Here is a 14,153-nt window from a genome sequence, read left to right as displayed (position 1 = left end):
CGATGCGTCAGGGGCGCAGCCTCCGCAGCGCCCACAGCGACGGAATCAACAACAAGGCCGACAGGGCAAGCGCCAGAGCCACTTCGATGAGTTGGAATCGCCGGAACAGGTCGTTGGGCTGGTAGTGAACCTCGAAGTGGTCCGCGCCCTGTCCCTGCATGCACGCGTTGATGTCGCGGTTCCGGTCTGTCTGCAGGATCTCCTGGCGGGCGGCAAACTGTGCGCCCGTCTCATCGGGTCGCGGATCCCAATCTGCGCCCTCGCCGATCCAAATCCAGTCGCAGGCCGAGAGGTTGACGTCGACGTAGTTTCCCCGGGAGTCGACGTACCCCGATTTCAGGAGCCAGTAGCTCGTGTCATCCGGAATGTACGAAGCCGCACCGTTCATCCGGTCGAGCGGCTGCGCCTCGACCACGGGCGTCGCGTACTGCGGCCGGGCCGCCTGGAATCCCACCAGCAGTGCCGTCATCGCGACCAGCGTCACCGCCATGGCACCGAGCGTGTTGCGGAGCAGCAGGCCGAGCAGGCTTCCGAGGATCAGTGCCATGAACGTGTAGGCCCCCGCGATCAACCCGGTGGACTGGAACTGGGGGAAGGTGAGCGTCGAGTAGCCAGCCCAACCGGACGAGACGAATCCGAAGTTCGTTCCGGTGGCCACCGTGCGGGTCCACTCGAGCACGGATCCGAGGACGACCATGGCGAGGGTCGCCGGCACGAACACGACCAGAACCCGCGTCCAATACCACCGCGCACGGCTGACGGACTGGGACAGTCCGAGGACGTGGGTGCCGGGCTCGATGTCCCGGGAGAAGACGGTGACGCCGACCAGTACGCCGAGCAGCACGGGCAGAACCACCGTGGCAAGGATGAGCAGCATGAGTGTCGACTCGGCCCAGCACTCCGCGGCCCCATCACCGGGCATGCAGCCGTAGAAGTTGCCGAACGGCTCCGGTCTGGTCGCGCCCCGAATCGTGAGGCCGCAGACCACCGCGACCAACGCGAGCAGTAGGACCGAGCCGACCGCGGCCAGGAGCGTCGTCCGATGCTGCCGCCAGGTGCTCCAGATCATGCTGCAGCTCCGTCGGTTTCGGCGAGGTAGGCCAGGACGATGTCGTCGAGGTCCGGTGCCTCCACGCGCCAGCCGTCGCCCGGTGCGGGGCGGGCGCCGCGCACGAGGTGGGTGCGGTGCCGGGATTCGACGACTGCCCCGGTGCCGATCACGGCGGTCGGGTCGGCGGTGCCGGTGAGCAGGTAGTGGTCGTCGAGGAGGTCGTCGAGTGCGCCGGACAGGCGGACCTTCCCGGAGCCGAGGATCACGAGACGGTCGGCGATCTCCGCCACCTCGGACAGCACGTGCGAGGACAGCACGATTGTCGTGCCGCGGTCGGCGGCGTCCTCCATGAGCGTGCGGACGACGGAACGTCGTGCCAGCGGGTCGAGTTCAGCGAGCGGTTCGTCCAGCAGGAGCACGTCGGGTAGTCGCCCGAGCGCGAGTGCCAGGGCGACGCGGGTGCGCTGGCCGGGGGACAGCGTCTTCACCCGCGCCGACAGCGGGATCTGCGCGCCGGCGACGATGCGCGCCGCATACGCGGCGTCCCACGTCGTGTTCGACTTCTCACCGAACAGGAGGATGTCGCCGACCGTGAAGCCCCGGTAGAGCGGCTTGTGCTGGGCGACGTACGCCAGGCCGGGGCAGATGCCGCGGCGGTCGGGCCGGCGGCCCAGCACCGTCACCTCCCCCGCATCGGGCTCGAGCAGGCCGACTGCGATCGACATCAGCGTCGACTTGCCTGCGCCGTTGGCACCGACGAGCGCGGTGATGCTGCCGCGTTCGACGTCGAACGTGCACCCCCGCAGGGCCTCGTTGCGGCGGAATCGTTTGTGTACGTCGTGCAGCGTCAGCGCTGCTGCTGCCTCACTCATGTGAACCCCCCCTGTTTTCTCTAACCGAATTCGTTGTCGAACGCCGCTGCCACGAGTGCCTCGAGGTCCGAGCGGTCGAGTCCCGCGTCCGCGCCCTGCCGCGCCCAGTCGGCCAGTGCCGCCTGCAGTGCGTTGCGTTCCGCCATCCCGGGTTTGAGCAGTGACTGGGTCACGAAGGTGCCGAGCCCCGGACGGGCTTCCACCAACCCTTCGTTCTCGAGTTCCCGGTACGCCTTGAGGACCGTGTTGGGGTTGACCGTCACGGCTGCGACCACTTCCTTCGCGGTCGGCAGTTGGTCGCCCGGCTTCAGGTCCCCCAGGCGCAGCGCCTGCTTGACCTGGAGCACCAACTGGACGTACGCGGGGATCCCGGATCGACGGTTGATGTGGAACTCCACCATCGAATCTCCATTTCACTACAACAATAGTGAAATGAAGGTTGCCGCAGGTAGTGCCTGTTGTCAACCGGTTCGAGGGGTTTGCGAGGTATAGCGTGTCGCGCCAAATGTGGCTCGAAGGTACCGACCAGTGTGAAAATTCGTGTCAAGTGCACTGATTGAGACGGAAGTTTGATTGTGAATTCAACCAACACCGGCGGCGCCGCCAAGCGCAAAGCCGCGTCGGACCCGAAGGCCGAACGCCGCAAACCTCGCCGCAAGGGCCGGCGGATTGCACTGTGGGTGAGCCTGTGCGTGCTGGTTCTGCTCATCGTCACGCCGCTCGTCGCGTTCGGTGTGGCGTACAGGGACGCCGACGTGCCGCGCCCCGGCGACATGCGGACCAACCAGGTGTCGACGATCCTCGCGGCCGACGGCACCACCGAGATCGCCCGGATCGTGCCGCCGGAGGGGAACCGGACCGAGGTCTCGATCGACCAGATCCCGGTCCAGGTGCGCAACGCCGTGCTGTCGGCCGAGGACCGAGACTTCTACTCCAACCCCGGCTTCTCGGTCTCCGGGTTCGCCCGGGCGGCGCGCGACAACATCCTGGGCCGCGACAGCGCCGGCGGTGGCTCCACGATCACGCAGCAGTACGTCAAGAACACGCTCGTCGGATCCGAGCGGTCGGTGAGCCGCAAGATGAAGGAACTGGTCATCTCGTCGAAGATGGCCCGCGAGTGGTCGAAGGACGAGATCCTGGCCGCGTACCTCAACACCATCTACTTCGGTCGCGGCGCGTACGGCATCGCGGCCGCGTCCAACGCGTACTTCGGCAAGCCGCTCGCCGACCTGACGGTGAGCGAGGCCGCGGTGCTCGCCGCGGTGATCCAGAGCCCGTCCAGCCTCGACCCCGTCACGAACCCCGAGGCGCTGACCGCCCGCTGGAACTACGTGCTCGACGGCATGGTGTCGATGTCGGCGCTCCCGCCGGCCGAGCGCCAGGCCATCGAGTTCCCGGCTGTGCTGCCGGCCGCCCCGGCCGCGGACTCGGGTGAGGCGCCGGGGCCGGAGGGTCTCATCCGTACGCAGGTGCTGCGTGAGCTCGCGGCGTCCGGGGTGAGCGAGCAGGACCTCAACACCGAGGGCCTCCAGATCACCACGACGATCGACCCGAGGGCGCAGGAGGCCGCGATCGAGGCGGTCGCCGACACCTTCGAGGGCGAACCGGAGAATCTGCGCACCGCGGTGGTGTCGGTCGATCCCAAGTCCGGGGCGGTGCGCGCCTACTACGGCGGCGCCGACGGCAAGGGCTTCGACTTCGCGCAGGCCGGCCTGCAGACCGGCTCGTCCTTCAAGGTGTTCGGCCTGGTCGCCGCGCTGCAGCAGGACATTCCGCTGTCCCAGACGTACGACAGCGGCCCGCTCTCGATCTACGGCGTCACGATCAACAACGTCGGTGGCGAATCGTGCGGCAAGTGCACCATCGCCGAGGCGCTCAAGCGGTCGCTGAACACCAGCTTCTACCGGCTGACGCTGGGACTGGACGACGGCGCGCAGAAGATCGCCGACGCCGCCCACCAGGCCGGCATCCCCGAGACCGTCCCCGGCTGGCAGTACCCGACACTCACGCAGGAGGGCGGCCCGCCGGAGAACGGAATCGTGCTGGGCCAGTACCTGTCCCGGCCGATCGACATGGCGTCGGCGTACGCGACGCTCGCGGCGTCGGGCATCTACCACCAGCCGTACTTCGTGCAGAAGGTGGTGACGGCCGACGGCGACGTGCTGCTCGACCGGCCGGCGTCGGAGGGTGAGCGACGGCTCGATGCCGCGGTCGCCGACAACGTCTCGCAGGCGATGCTGCCGATCGCGGCGTACTCGGCCGGACACGGCCTGGCCGGCGGCCGCCCGTCCGCGTCGAAGACCGGTACCGCGCAGCTCGGCGACACCGGAAAGAACAAGGACGCCTGGATGGTCGGCTACACGCCGCAGCTGTCCACCGCGGTGTGGGTTGGTACGGCCGACGCGAAGGCGATCGAAAACAGTTGGGGCGGGCCGGTGTACGGCTCGGGCCTGCCGTCGGACATCTGGAAGAAGACGATGGACGGCGCGCTCGACGACGCCCCGGTCGAGAAGTTCCCGTGGCCGGCGCCGATCGGCGGCCAGGCCGGTGTGCCCGCCTTCACGGGCGTCGGCCCGACCTCGGGGGCGCCCACCCCCGCTCCGGGACCGGCGAATGTCCCGGCCCTGCCGCAGCTGCCGGAGCTGCCGCAGCTGCCGGCCCTCCCGCCGCCGGGTCCCCGTGTCATCGAGATCCTGCCGGGCGTCAAGATCACGTTGCCCGGATAGCAGACTCGGCGCCCCGCGACCGGACCGGCACCTAGACTCGATGGAGCCGGTCCGTGCAGGGAGGCGTCCGATGACCCACCGTTTCGAGTCGCCGCGCACGCACGGCTTCGTCTCGGTCGCGGTGGGTCTTCCCCGGATCCGAATCGCTGATCCGCACCACAACGCACGTCAGGTGTCGGGGTTGCTGCGGCAGGCCGCCGATGCCGATGTGGATGTCGTCGTGTTTCCGGAGCTGTGCCTGTCCGGTTACAGCATCGACGATCTGGTGCAGCAGGACGCCTGCCTCGATGCCTGTGTCGAGGCGGTCGACGTCGTCCGGTCCGTGAGCCGTGGTCTGCCCACGCTGTGTGCGGTCGGTGCACCGCTGCGTTTCGGCGACGGTCTCTTCGACTGTGCGGTCGTGCTCCATGACGGCGCGGTCCTGGGCGTGGTGCCCAAGTCGTACCTTCCGAACTACCGGGAGTTCTACGAGAAGCGGGTCTATTCCGCCGCACGTGACGCGCCGTTCCGATCGGTCCGGCTGCTCGGTGCCCAGGTGCCGTTCGGCAACGATCTGCTCTTCGGGTCGCACGCAGTCCCGGAGCTGGTGGTTCATCTCGAGGTGTGTGAGGACCTGTGGGTGCCGATCCCGCCGAGCACCTGGGCCGCGCTCGGCGGCGCGACGGTGCTGGCGAACCTCTCCGCGAGCAACGCGACGACCGGCAAGTCCGACTACCGCGAACTGTTGTGCGCGGCACACTCGGCCCGCTGCCTGGCCGCGCAGTTGTACGTCAGTGCCGGGCCGGGGGAGTCGACGACGGACCTCGCCTGGGACGGTGACGCCCTGGTCTGCGAGAACGGCATCGTCCTCGCCCGCAGCCGCACATTTGTCGACGTCGAGCAGCTCGTCGTCACCGACGTCGATGTCGAGCGCTTGCGGCGCGAACGTATGCGCACCACGAGTTTTCAGGACCAGGTCGGAGACCACGCGGAGCATGCGGGAGCGCTCCGCCGGGTCGCGTTCGGAACGGCCGGACCGGCCCGGGCGCGTCCCCTCCGACGTGACGTCCCGCGCTTCCCCTACGTGCCCGCCGGGGTCGAGGACCGCGACAAACGGTGTCGTGAGGTCGTGGAGATGCAGGTGAACGGCCTACGCCGAAGACTGGAGGCCACCGGGATCGAGCGCGTCGTCATCGGAGTCTCGGGCGGTCTGGACTCCACCCTGGCGCTGCTGGTCGCGGCAGCGACGGTCGACCGGATGTCGTTGCCCCGCAGCAATGTTCTCGCCTATCACCTGCCGGGATTCGCCACCGGTGACGCGACGACGGCGCGTGCACACTCCCTGACGGAGGCACTGGGGGTGACGTCGTCGGAGATCGACATCCGGCCGTCGTCCATGCAGATGCTCCGGGACCTCGATCACCCGTACGCCCACGGTGAGCCGGTGTACGACACCACCTTCGAGAACGTGCAGGCGGGCGAACGCACGTCGCTCCTGTTCCGGTTGGCCAACCAGCACGGGGCGCTCGTCCTCGGGACCGGGGACCTGAGCGAACTCGCCCTCGGTTGGTGCACATACGGCGTCGGCGACCAGATGTCGCACTACGACGTCAATGCCTCGGTCCCTAAGACCCTCATCCGCTACCTGCTGCGATGGTCGAGTGTGGGCACGGACGTCTCCGGGGCGGTCGCGGAGGTGTTGGTGTCGGTGCTCGACAACGTGATCACGCCGGAACTGATCCCGGCCGACGCGTCGACCGCACAGGACACGGAGAAGGCGATCGGACCGTTCGAACTCCACGACTTCTTCCTCTACCACCTGATCCGGTTCGGGATGCGGCCCAGCAAGATCGCATATCTCGCGCACCAGGCCTGGGGTGACGCGGGGCGGGGGTCCTGGCCGGACCTCGTCCCCGAGGACATGCGCCACGAGTACGACCTCGCGGCGATCAAGACGTGGCTGAGGGTCTTCCTGGAACGATTCCTGCGCAATCAGTTCAAGCGGTCTGCGTCGCCGAACGCCCCGAAGGTCGGCTCGGGCGGCTCGCTGTCCCCGCGCGGAGACTGGCGCGCCCCCAGCGACGTCGGAACCGTCGCGTGGATCGACGAACTGAACCGCCTGGTTCCCGACTGACGCGGTTCGCGTCACATTTCCGGTGTGTGGTGCACGGGTCCGGATCGGCTCTGGGGGATATTGGACCGCATGAGAGATCGCGATCGGTCCCGCACGTCCTCTCGGATCCGGTTCGGTGCGTCGCTCGTCTGTGCAGCGGCGGTGACAGCGCTCGTGTCCGCTGCGCCCCCGGCGGGCGCCGACCCCGCTGCCGGTCCGGCGTCCTGCGTCCCGTTCGGCACCGCGCAGCTTCCGCCCGGCACGCCGGCGACCGGTGCTCGCGACGGACTTCAGGCGCTGCCCACGTTCGTCGGCGTCGCCGCGCCATCGTCGATCGAGCTGCGGACGCAGACAACGCAGTTCAACCAGTTCTGGGACTTCGCGCTGGTCGACGGCGCGCTGCTCACCCGGCCCCGGGCGTCGACCGGCGCGAACACCGAGCCGTGGCGGTACGCGCCGCTGCCGGAATGCCTGCGCGGGGTGCTGGTGGGCATCTCGGTGGACGACGACGAACTGATCGCCGTGGACGGGGCCGGCTGGATCTACACGATGGACAACGTGGCCCACGCGCCGCTGCTGTGGAACTGGACGTCCGCGTTCGGGGCACCGCTGTGGTTCGGGGCCGGCCAGCGCGTCGCCGGACCGGCGCCGGGCACCTGGGCGCTGAGCGTGTCGTCCCCGTGGGACAACCAGACCTACGTCGACGCCGACGGCCGTATCCACCACGTCGGGCTGGGCAAGATGACGATGGTGCCGTCGCTGACCGGCGACGGCAGCCGCATCACGTACGCCGATCCGTGGCTGCCGAACGACGACAGCTACGAGATCGGCGGTCCGCTGGGTGGACGCTTCCGCTCGGTCGCGTTGTCGTCGGCGGGGTCGACCACGTTCGTGACGAACGAGTACGGCGACATGTACACGCGGAATTTCGATTTCGACGCCGTCGGTTCGGATTCGGTGTTCTTCCGCTACAGCTGGGACGGTCAGGACGGCAAGCCGACTGCTCCGGACCTGTTCGCGGAGTATCTGAATCGGGACTACGCGGCGATCCGGCTGCCGGCGCAGGAGTGGGTGCGGCAGCCGAAGATTCCCGGTGAGATCACCTCGGCGATCAGCGTGCACTCCACCGGGGTCGGGCCGGGTGCCCGGGAATTGCGCGTGGCGGGGCGCAGTGACGGGGCGACGGGCTTCTGGCACAAGGACCTGAACGCCCCGGCGTGGGAGTTCACCGCGACGGGCGCCGAACTGCCCGGGACCCCGCTGGCGAATTCTCCGCACGACCGGTCCGGGGAGACCCTGGCGCCGCCGGCGCCGTGGAACCTGTCTGCGTCGCTCCCCGCCAGGGACGCCCTCGTCGACGGACAGTTCCTCCTCGATGTGGGACTGCCGTACTCGGTGGTCGATCCGCGTCTGCTCGATCAGGCTGGGCTGCAGGCCGGTCCGTCCGGGTACCGGATCTCGATCGACCACTTCGATCCGGTGGCGACCACGCGCGGGGCCACGGTGACCGCGCCGGACGGGACGCGGATCCCGGTGATCGTGCACACCGCGGACGGTCTGCGGTTCGCGCCGCGCGGTGCGGGACTGGATTCGCAGCCACGGCATCTCGTCGGTGCGATCGAGATCCCGCAGGCGGCGTTCGATGCACGCGGTTCCGATCCGGTGCTCGACGCGTTCGTGCGGGACTGGATGCGCGACAAGCGGATTGCGCCGATCACCCTCAGTGCGACCGATCACGACCTGGTGGTGCGCTGACCGGCGAAGGTTACGATTTCATGAATGGTGTGCGTCACACAGCGTGTTGAAATGTAACAAACGGTTGGTCAGTTGATATATCCGAGGGCGTGACCGATCGTGCCCGCCGCAAGCGTTTCCCGTCCCGACTTCGTTTCCGTGCTCCCCTCGCGGGGGCCGCGGTGATCGCCGGGCTGGTGACGACGGCGCCCGTCGCTGTTGCGGAGCCCGCATCGAGCGCACCGGCGTCGTGCGTGCCGTTCGGCACCGCACAGCTGCCCCCGGGCCTGCCGTCGATGGGGGCACGCGACGGGCTGGCCAACCTTCCCGTGTTCGTGGGCGACAACGCGCCTTCGTCGATCGAGTTGCGCACGCAGACAACCCAGTTCAACAAGTTCTGGGACTTCTCGCTGGTCGACGGCGCGCTGTTGACCCGGCCGCGCGTGTGGGCCGGCGGCAACACCGAGCCGTGGCGGTACGCGCCGCTGCCGGAGTGTCTGCGCAATCGGCTGGTCGGCATCTCCGCCGACGACGACGAACTGGCCGCCATCGACGCCGACGGCTGGATCTACACGATGGACAACGCGTCGCAGACCCCGCTCACGTGGAACTGGACGTCCGCGTTCGGCGCCCCGATCTGGACGGGCGGCGGCAAGAAGCTGCTGGGCGGGGAGCCCGGGCAGTGGGCGCTGAGCGTCGCGTCGCCGTGGGACAACCAGACGTACGCGGATGTCGCGGGCCGCCTGCACTACTACGGCCTGGCGAAGATGACCATGGTGCCCTCGCTGACCGGCGACGGCAGCCGCATCACCTACGCCGACCCGTGGCTCCCCATCGACGACAGCTACGAGATCGGCGGTCCGCTGGGCGGCCGGTTCCAGTCGGTCGCGCTGTCGTCGTCGGCGTCGACGACGTTCGTGGTGAACAAGTACGGCGACATGTACACGCGGAACTTCGATCCCGACGCGTCCGGCTCGGACTCGATCTTCTTCCGCTACAGCTGGGACGACCAGACGGGCAAGCCGACCGCGCCGAACTCGGCGTTCGAGTCGTGGTTCAAGGGCTACGCCGCGATCCAGTTGCCCGCCCAGGACTGGAAGCGCCAGCCCAAGATCCCCGGGAACATCACGTCGGCGATCACCGTCCACTCCACCGGAATCGGCCCGGACGCGCGCGAACTCCGGGTCGCCGGCAGCCGCGACGGCGTCACCGGCTTCTGGCACAAGCACCTGAACGCGCCGACGTGGGAGTTCACCGCGACCGGTGCGGAACTGCCCGGCACTCCGCTCGAGAACTCGCAGCGTGACCGGTCCACCGACACGCTGGCACCCCCGGCCCCGTGGAACCTGTCCACCACCCTCCCCTCGCGGGACGCGTGGGTGGACGGCCAGGTACTGGTGGACAGCGTGCTGCCGTACTCGATCCTCGATCCGCGCCTGCTCGACCAGGTCGGGTTGCACGCCGGTCCGTCCGGGTACCGGATCTCGATCGACCACTTCGATCCGGTGGCGACCACGCGCGGGGCCACGGTGACCGCGCCGGACGGGACGCGGATCCCGGTGATCGTGCACACCGCGGACGGTCTGCGGTTCGCGCCGCGCGGTGCGGGACTGGATTCGCAGCCACGGCATCTCGTCGGTGCGATCGAGATCCCGCAGGCGGCGTTCGATGCACGCGGTTCCGATCCGGTGCTCGACGCGTTCGTGCGGGAGTGGATGCGCGACAAGCGGATCGCGCCGATCAGCCTCAGCGCGACCGATCACGACCTCGTCGTGCGCTGATCACGGCGTCCGGAACCGTTCGTCCGCGAACTGGCCTAGCGGCCGTGCGGAATCGGTAGCGCCGCGAGGGCGGCGTCGACGACGTCGTCGACGGTGAAGGCCGGCTCGGCGGTGCGGTCGATGGCGAGGCTCTCGACCATCGACCACCAGCCGCGCAGCAGCATCCGGGTGGCTGGGGTCGGTGCGGTGCCGGTGGCCTCGAGGGTGCGGTCGACCATCGTGTTCTTCATGTGCTCGCGGATCTCCTGGATCTGCGGGTCGGCGCCGAAGCCGCCGTGGAAGAACGACTGGTAGTTGGCCCCGTGCCGGTCGATGAACGACACGAACGCGTGCACGACCGCGCGCAGCGGCTCACCGGACGCGTCGTCGGGATCGGCGACGGCGGCACGCAGTAGACGCCGGGCGGCCGCGCCCACGACCGCGACGTAGTAGTCCTGTTTGGTCGGGAAGTACCGGAACAGCAGGCCTCGGGAGATACCGGCCTGCTCGGCGACCCGGTCGATCGACAGCGCGTGGATGGGGCGCGTCGCCAGCTCCTGCAGGCCGATCGCGACGAGTTGCCGCTTGCGTTCCTCCGGGGGCAGCCGCCGCCGCGTCGGCGGTCCCGGCGTCTCGGTTCGAGTGGACAAGAAATGCACCATCCAGGTTCTTGATTGCGGGGCAAGTCTACGTTTAGGTTAACTGAGCAATGCTCAGTTAGTCGCGACGTCACGGAGGCTGGCATGGATTTCGCCCAGAGCGCCCGGTCGAAGGAGTACCTCGACCGGTTGCGTGAGTTCATCGCGACCGAGGTCGCCCCCGTCGAGGCGCGCCTGCGGGCCGAGCGGGTGGCACCGTTCGCGCAGCGCGCCGACGTGCCGGGCGCCGCGATGTGGCAGGTGTCCGACCAGATCCGTGCCCTGCAGGCCGAGGCTCGCGCGCAGGGACTGTGGAACCTCTTCCTGCCCGACGCCGAACTCGGTGCCGGGCTGAGCAACGTCGAGTATGCACCGCTCGCCGAGGAGATGGGCCGCTCCCAGTTCGCCTCCGCCGTCTTCAACTGCGACGCCCCCGACACCGGCAACATGGAGGTGCTCTACCACTACGGCAGCGCCGCACAGAAGGAACGGTGGCTGAAGCCCTTGCTGGACGGCGAGATTCGCTCCGCGTTCTGCATGACCGAGCCGGACGTCGCGTCGTCCGACGCCACCAACATGGCCGCGACCGCGGTCGTCGAGGGCGACGAGGTGGTGCTGAACGGCCGCAAGTGGTGGAGCACGGGCATCGGCAGCCCCGACTGCAAGATCCTGATCTTCATGGGCCTCACCGACCCGGAAGCGCCCAAGCACCAGCGGCATTCGATGGTCCTGGTCCCGATCGACACGCCCGGCGTCACGGTCGAGCGGATGCTCTCGACCATGGGCTTCTACGACGAGCCCGGTGGCCACGGCGAGGTGTCGTTCACGGACGTGCGATTGCCCTTGGATGCGATCATCGCCGGTCCCGGAAGGGGATTCGAGATCGCGCAGGGTCGTCTGGGCCCCGGCCGCGTGCACCACTGCATGCGCCTGATCGGCCTCGCGGAGGCGGCGCTGGAACTCGCCATCCGCCGCGGCACCGAGCGCGTCGCGTTCGGCAAGCCGCTGATCAATCTGGGCGGCAACCGCGAACGCGTGGCTGACGCCCGGATCGCGATCAACCAGTTGCGGTTGCTGGTGCTCAACACCGCGTGGCTGCTCGACACCCAGGGCATCCTCGGTGCGCGGTCGGCGGTGTCGGAGATCAAGGTCGCCGCGCCGCGGGTGGCGCAGCAGGTGATCGACTTCGCGATCCAGATCCACGGCGGGGGTGGGTTGTCCGAGGACTTCCCGCTCGCCGGCGCCTGGACGGCGGCGCGGGCGCTGCGGCTCGCGGACGGACCCGACGAGGTGCACCAGGGCCTGGTGGCCCGCTTCGAGTTGGGCAAGTACCTGTGACCGCCCAGCTGCCGGACAATGCCCGCCCGGTCCGCGACGAGGATGCGTTCGACATCGAGGCCGTGGCGCAGTGGTTGCGCGAGAACGCTTCCGGTGACTTCCGGGGCCTTCCGGAGGTGCGCCAGTTCGCGGGCGGCGCGTCGAACCTGACGTACCTGCTGCGCTACCCGGACCGCGACCTGGTGCTGCGCCGCCCCCCGGCCGGGGCCAAGCCGTCGTCCGGGCACGACATGGTCCGCGAGTACCGCATCCAGTCGCTGCTCGCGCCGGTGTACCCGCACGTGCCGGCGATGGTCGGCCTGTGCACCGATCCGGCGGTGCTGGGCAGCGACTTCTACGTCATGGAACGCGTCGAGGGCACCATCCTGCGGTCCGCTCCCCCGGCCGAACTCGGGCTCACCCCCGAGAACACGCGGGAGCTGTGCCTGCGGGTGGTCGACCTGCTGATCGAACTGCACGGCGTCGACCCGGCCGCGTCGGGCCTCGACGAGTTCGGCCGCGGCACGGGCTACGTCGCCCGTCAGGTGGCCGGGTGGACCAAGCGGTACGCCGCCGCCCGCACCGACAACGTGCCCGACTTCGGGCGCGTCACGCGGTGGCTCGCCGACAACCAGCCCGCCGACGTCGCGTCCGCGGTGATCCACGGCGACTTCCGGCTCGACAACGTCGTCCTCGGCGACGACCTGCAGCCGCGGGCGGTGCTGGATTGGGAACTCGCGACGATCGGCGACCCGCTGATGGATCTGGGGTCGAGCCTGGCGTACTGGGTGCAGGCCGACGACCACCCGATGCTGCAGGCCACCAAGCGGCAGCCGTCGGACCTGCCGGGCATGCTCACCCGCCGCGAGATCGTCGACTATTACGGGCAGCGCACCGGCCTGCCGGTCGACAACTGGGGCTTCTACGAGGTGTTCGGGCTGTTCCGGCTCGCGGTGATCGCGCAGCAGATCTACTACCGCTTCCACCACGGACAGACCACCAACCCGGCCTTCGAGCACTTCTGGGTGGCCGTCGGATACCTCGACACCCGCTGCAACGAACTGATCGACACCATGACGGAGGGCAAGTAGTGGGCAGCCGCACGACGCGCAGGAACATTCTCATCACGGGCGCGAGCTCGGGCCTGGGTCGCGGCATGGCCCGCGAGTTCGCCGCGCGGGGACGTAATCTCGCGCTCGCGGCCCGGCGCACCGACCGGCTCGAGGAACTGCGCGACGAACTGCTGGCCGCGCACCCGCGGATCACGGTCGCGATCCGCACGCTCGACGTGGACGTCCACGACCAGGTGTTCACGGTGTTCCGGGAGTTCGACGAGGAACTCGGCGGCCTGGACCGGGTGATCGTCAACGCCGGCCTCGGCAAGGGACAACCGTTGGGCACCGGCTACTTTCGCGCCAATGCCGCGACCGCCCGCACCAACTTCCTCGGTGCGCTCGCGCAGAGCGAGGCCGCGCTCGAGCTGTTCCGCCCACGGAACGCCGGACACGTGGTGCTGATCTCGTCAGTGAGCGCGGTGCGCGGCATGCCGCGCAACCTCACCACCTATGCGGCGTCGAAGGCCGGGGTCGCGGCGCTCGGCGAGGGCATGCGCGCCGACCTGGCGAAGACCGGCATCGACGTCAGCACGATCTTCCCCGGCTTCATCCGTTCGGAAATCAACGAGAAGGTGAAGAAGGTGCCGTTCATCGTCGACACCGAAACGGGTTGCCGGGCCCTGGCCGCGGCCATCGAAAAGGAACCGAACAAGGCGTATGTTCCGTCCTGGCCGTGGGCGCCACTGTCCCTCGCGATGAAGGTATTGCCGCTGTCGGTGGTCGCCAAGATGGCGTAGCCGGACCGCGCTCGGATATGTCGTTCGTCATGCGAAACGACCCTGACCTGGAGGTTCGTGCGAAACTGGTTGGTTTATAAACCCCGGAGATAAATATTCGATAACGCTCGA

The 14,153-nt window shown here is 68.9% G+C and carries 11 protein-coding genes; 7 read left to right on the top strand and 4 right to left on the bottom strand.

The genetic code is table 11. The features are described 5' to 3' along the window. Nucleotides 1–7: 7 nt before the first annotated feature. The 3 genes from ABTV10_RS24685 to ABTV10_RS24675 are packed head-to-tail and all read right to left on the bottom strand — an operon-like array spanning nucleotide 8 to nucleotide 2,324. The gene (locus ABTV10_RS24685; RefSeq protein ID WP_499031442.1) at nucleotides 8–1,069 is read right to left on the bottom strand and encodes an ABC-2 membrane transporter-related protein; all 1,062 of its coding nucleotides are present in this window, start codon (nucleotides 1,067–1,069) and stop codon (nucleotides 8–10) included. Then, on the bottom strand, nucleotides 1,066–1,923 hold the full coding sequence (locus ABTV10_RS24680; RefSeq protein WP_499031440.1) for an ABC transporter ATP-binding protein: 858 nt from the start codon (nucleotides 1,921–1,923) through the stop codon (nucleotides 1,066–1,068). Before ABTV10_RS24680 ends, ABTV10_RS24685 begins: the two co-directional genes overlap by 4 nt. A gap of 20 nt (nucleotides 1,924–1,943) precedes the next feature. Then, entirely contained in the window at nucleotides 1,944–2,324 is a 381-nt protein-coding gene (locus tag ABTV10_RS24675; protein ID WP_433608507.1) for a GntR family transcriptional regulator, read from the bottom strand. A 174-nt stretch (nucleotides 2,325–2,498) separates the two neighbouring features. Here ABTV10_RS24675 and ABTV10_RS24670 point away from each other — a divergent pair, with 174 nt between their 5' ends. The 4 genes from ABTV10_RS24670 (at nucleotide 2,499) to ABTV10_RS24655 (ending at nucleotide 10,256) form a co-directional block, all read left to right on the top strand. Beyond that, a complete protein-coding gene (locus ABTV10_RS24670) occupies nucleotides 2,499–4,649 on the top strand; it encodes a transglycosylase domain-containing protein (protein WP_499031438.1) in 2,151 nt (716 codons plus the stop codon). A gap of 70 nt (nucleotides 4,650–4,719) precedes the next feature. Then, on the top strand, nucleotides 4,720–6,762 hold the full coding sequence (locus tag ABTV10_RS24665; protein ID WP_499031436.1) for an NAD(+) synthase: 2,043 nt from the start codon (nucleotides 4,720–4,722) through the stop codon (nucleotides 6,760–6,762). Nucleotides 6,763–6,831: 69 nt separating this feature from the next. After that, a complete protein-coding gene (locus tag ABTV10_RS24660; protein WP_499031433.1) occupies nucleotides 6,832–8,496 on the top strand; it encodes a hypothetical protein in 1,665 nt (554 codons plus the stop codon). 89 nt (nucleotides 8,497–8,585) lie between these two features. After that, the gene (locus ABTV10_RS24655) at nucleotides 8,586–10,256 is read left to right on the top strand and encodes a hypothetical protein (protein WP_499031431.1); all 1,671 of its coding nucleotides are present in this window, start codon (nucleotides 8,586–8,588) and stop codon (nucleotides 10,254–10,256) included. Between the two features lie 35 nt (nucleotides 10,257–10,291). On the opposite strand, the gene ABTV10_RS24650 is transcribed toward ABTV10_RS24655, so the two are convergent. Further along, nucleotides 10,292–10,885, bottom strand: a complete 594-nt coding sequence (locus ABTV10_RS24650; RefSeq protein ID WP_499031428.1) for a TetR/AcrR family transcriptional regulator — start codon at nucleotides 10,883–10,885, stop codon at nucleotides 10,292–10,294. A gap of 93 nt (nucleotides 10,886–10,978) precedes the next feature. On the opposite strand from ABTV10_RS24650, the gene ABTV10_RS24645 reads away from it, so the two are divergent. The 3 genes from ABTV10_RS24645 to ABTV10_RS24635 are packed head-to-tail and all read left to right on the top strand — an operon-like array spanning nucleotide 10,979 to nucleotide 14,042. Next, nucleotides 10,979–12,211 (top strand): acyl-CoA dehydrogenase family protein, encoded by a 1,233-nt coding sequence (locus ABTV10_RS24645; protein WP_499031425.1) that lies wholly within the window; start codon nucleotides 10,979–10,981, stop codon nucleotides 12,209–12,211. Then, nucleotides 12,208–13,281 carry a phosphotransferase family protein gene (locus ABTV10_RS24640; RefSeq protein WP_499031422.1) on the top strand — a complete coding sequence of 358 codons (1,074 nt, stop codon included), beginning with the start codon at nucleotides 12,208–12,210 and terminating at the stop codon, nucleotides 13,279–13,281. The genes ABTV10_RS24645 and ABTV10_RS24640 overlap by 4 nt, the downstream gene beginning before the upstream one ends. Next, on the top strand, nucleotides 13,281–14,042 hold the full coding sequence (locus ABTV10_RS24635) for an SDR family oxidoreductase (protein ID WP_499031419.1): 762 nt from the start codon (nucleotides 13,281–13,283) through the stop codon (nucleotides 14,040–14,042). Before ABTV10_RS24640 ends, ABTV10_RS24635 begins: the two co-directional genes overlap by 1 nt. Nucleotides 14,043–14,153: the final 111 nt, after the last annotated feature.

The organism is Paraburkholderia sp. RHO2 (genome assembly GCF_050955445.1).
Taxonomy (GTDB): Bacteria; Actinomycetota; Actinomycetes; order Mycobacteriales; family Mycobacteriaceae; genus Prescottella; species Prescottella agglutinans_A.
This window is presented reverse-complemented; position numbering and strand designations above follow the sequence as displayed.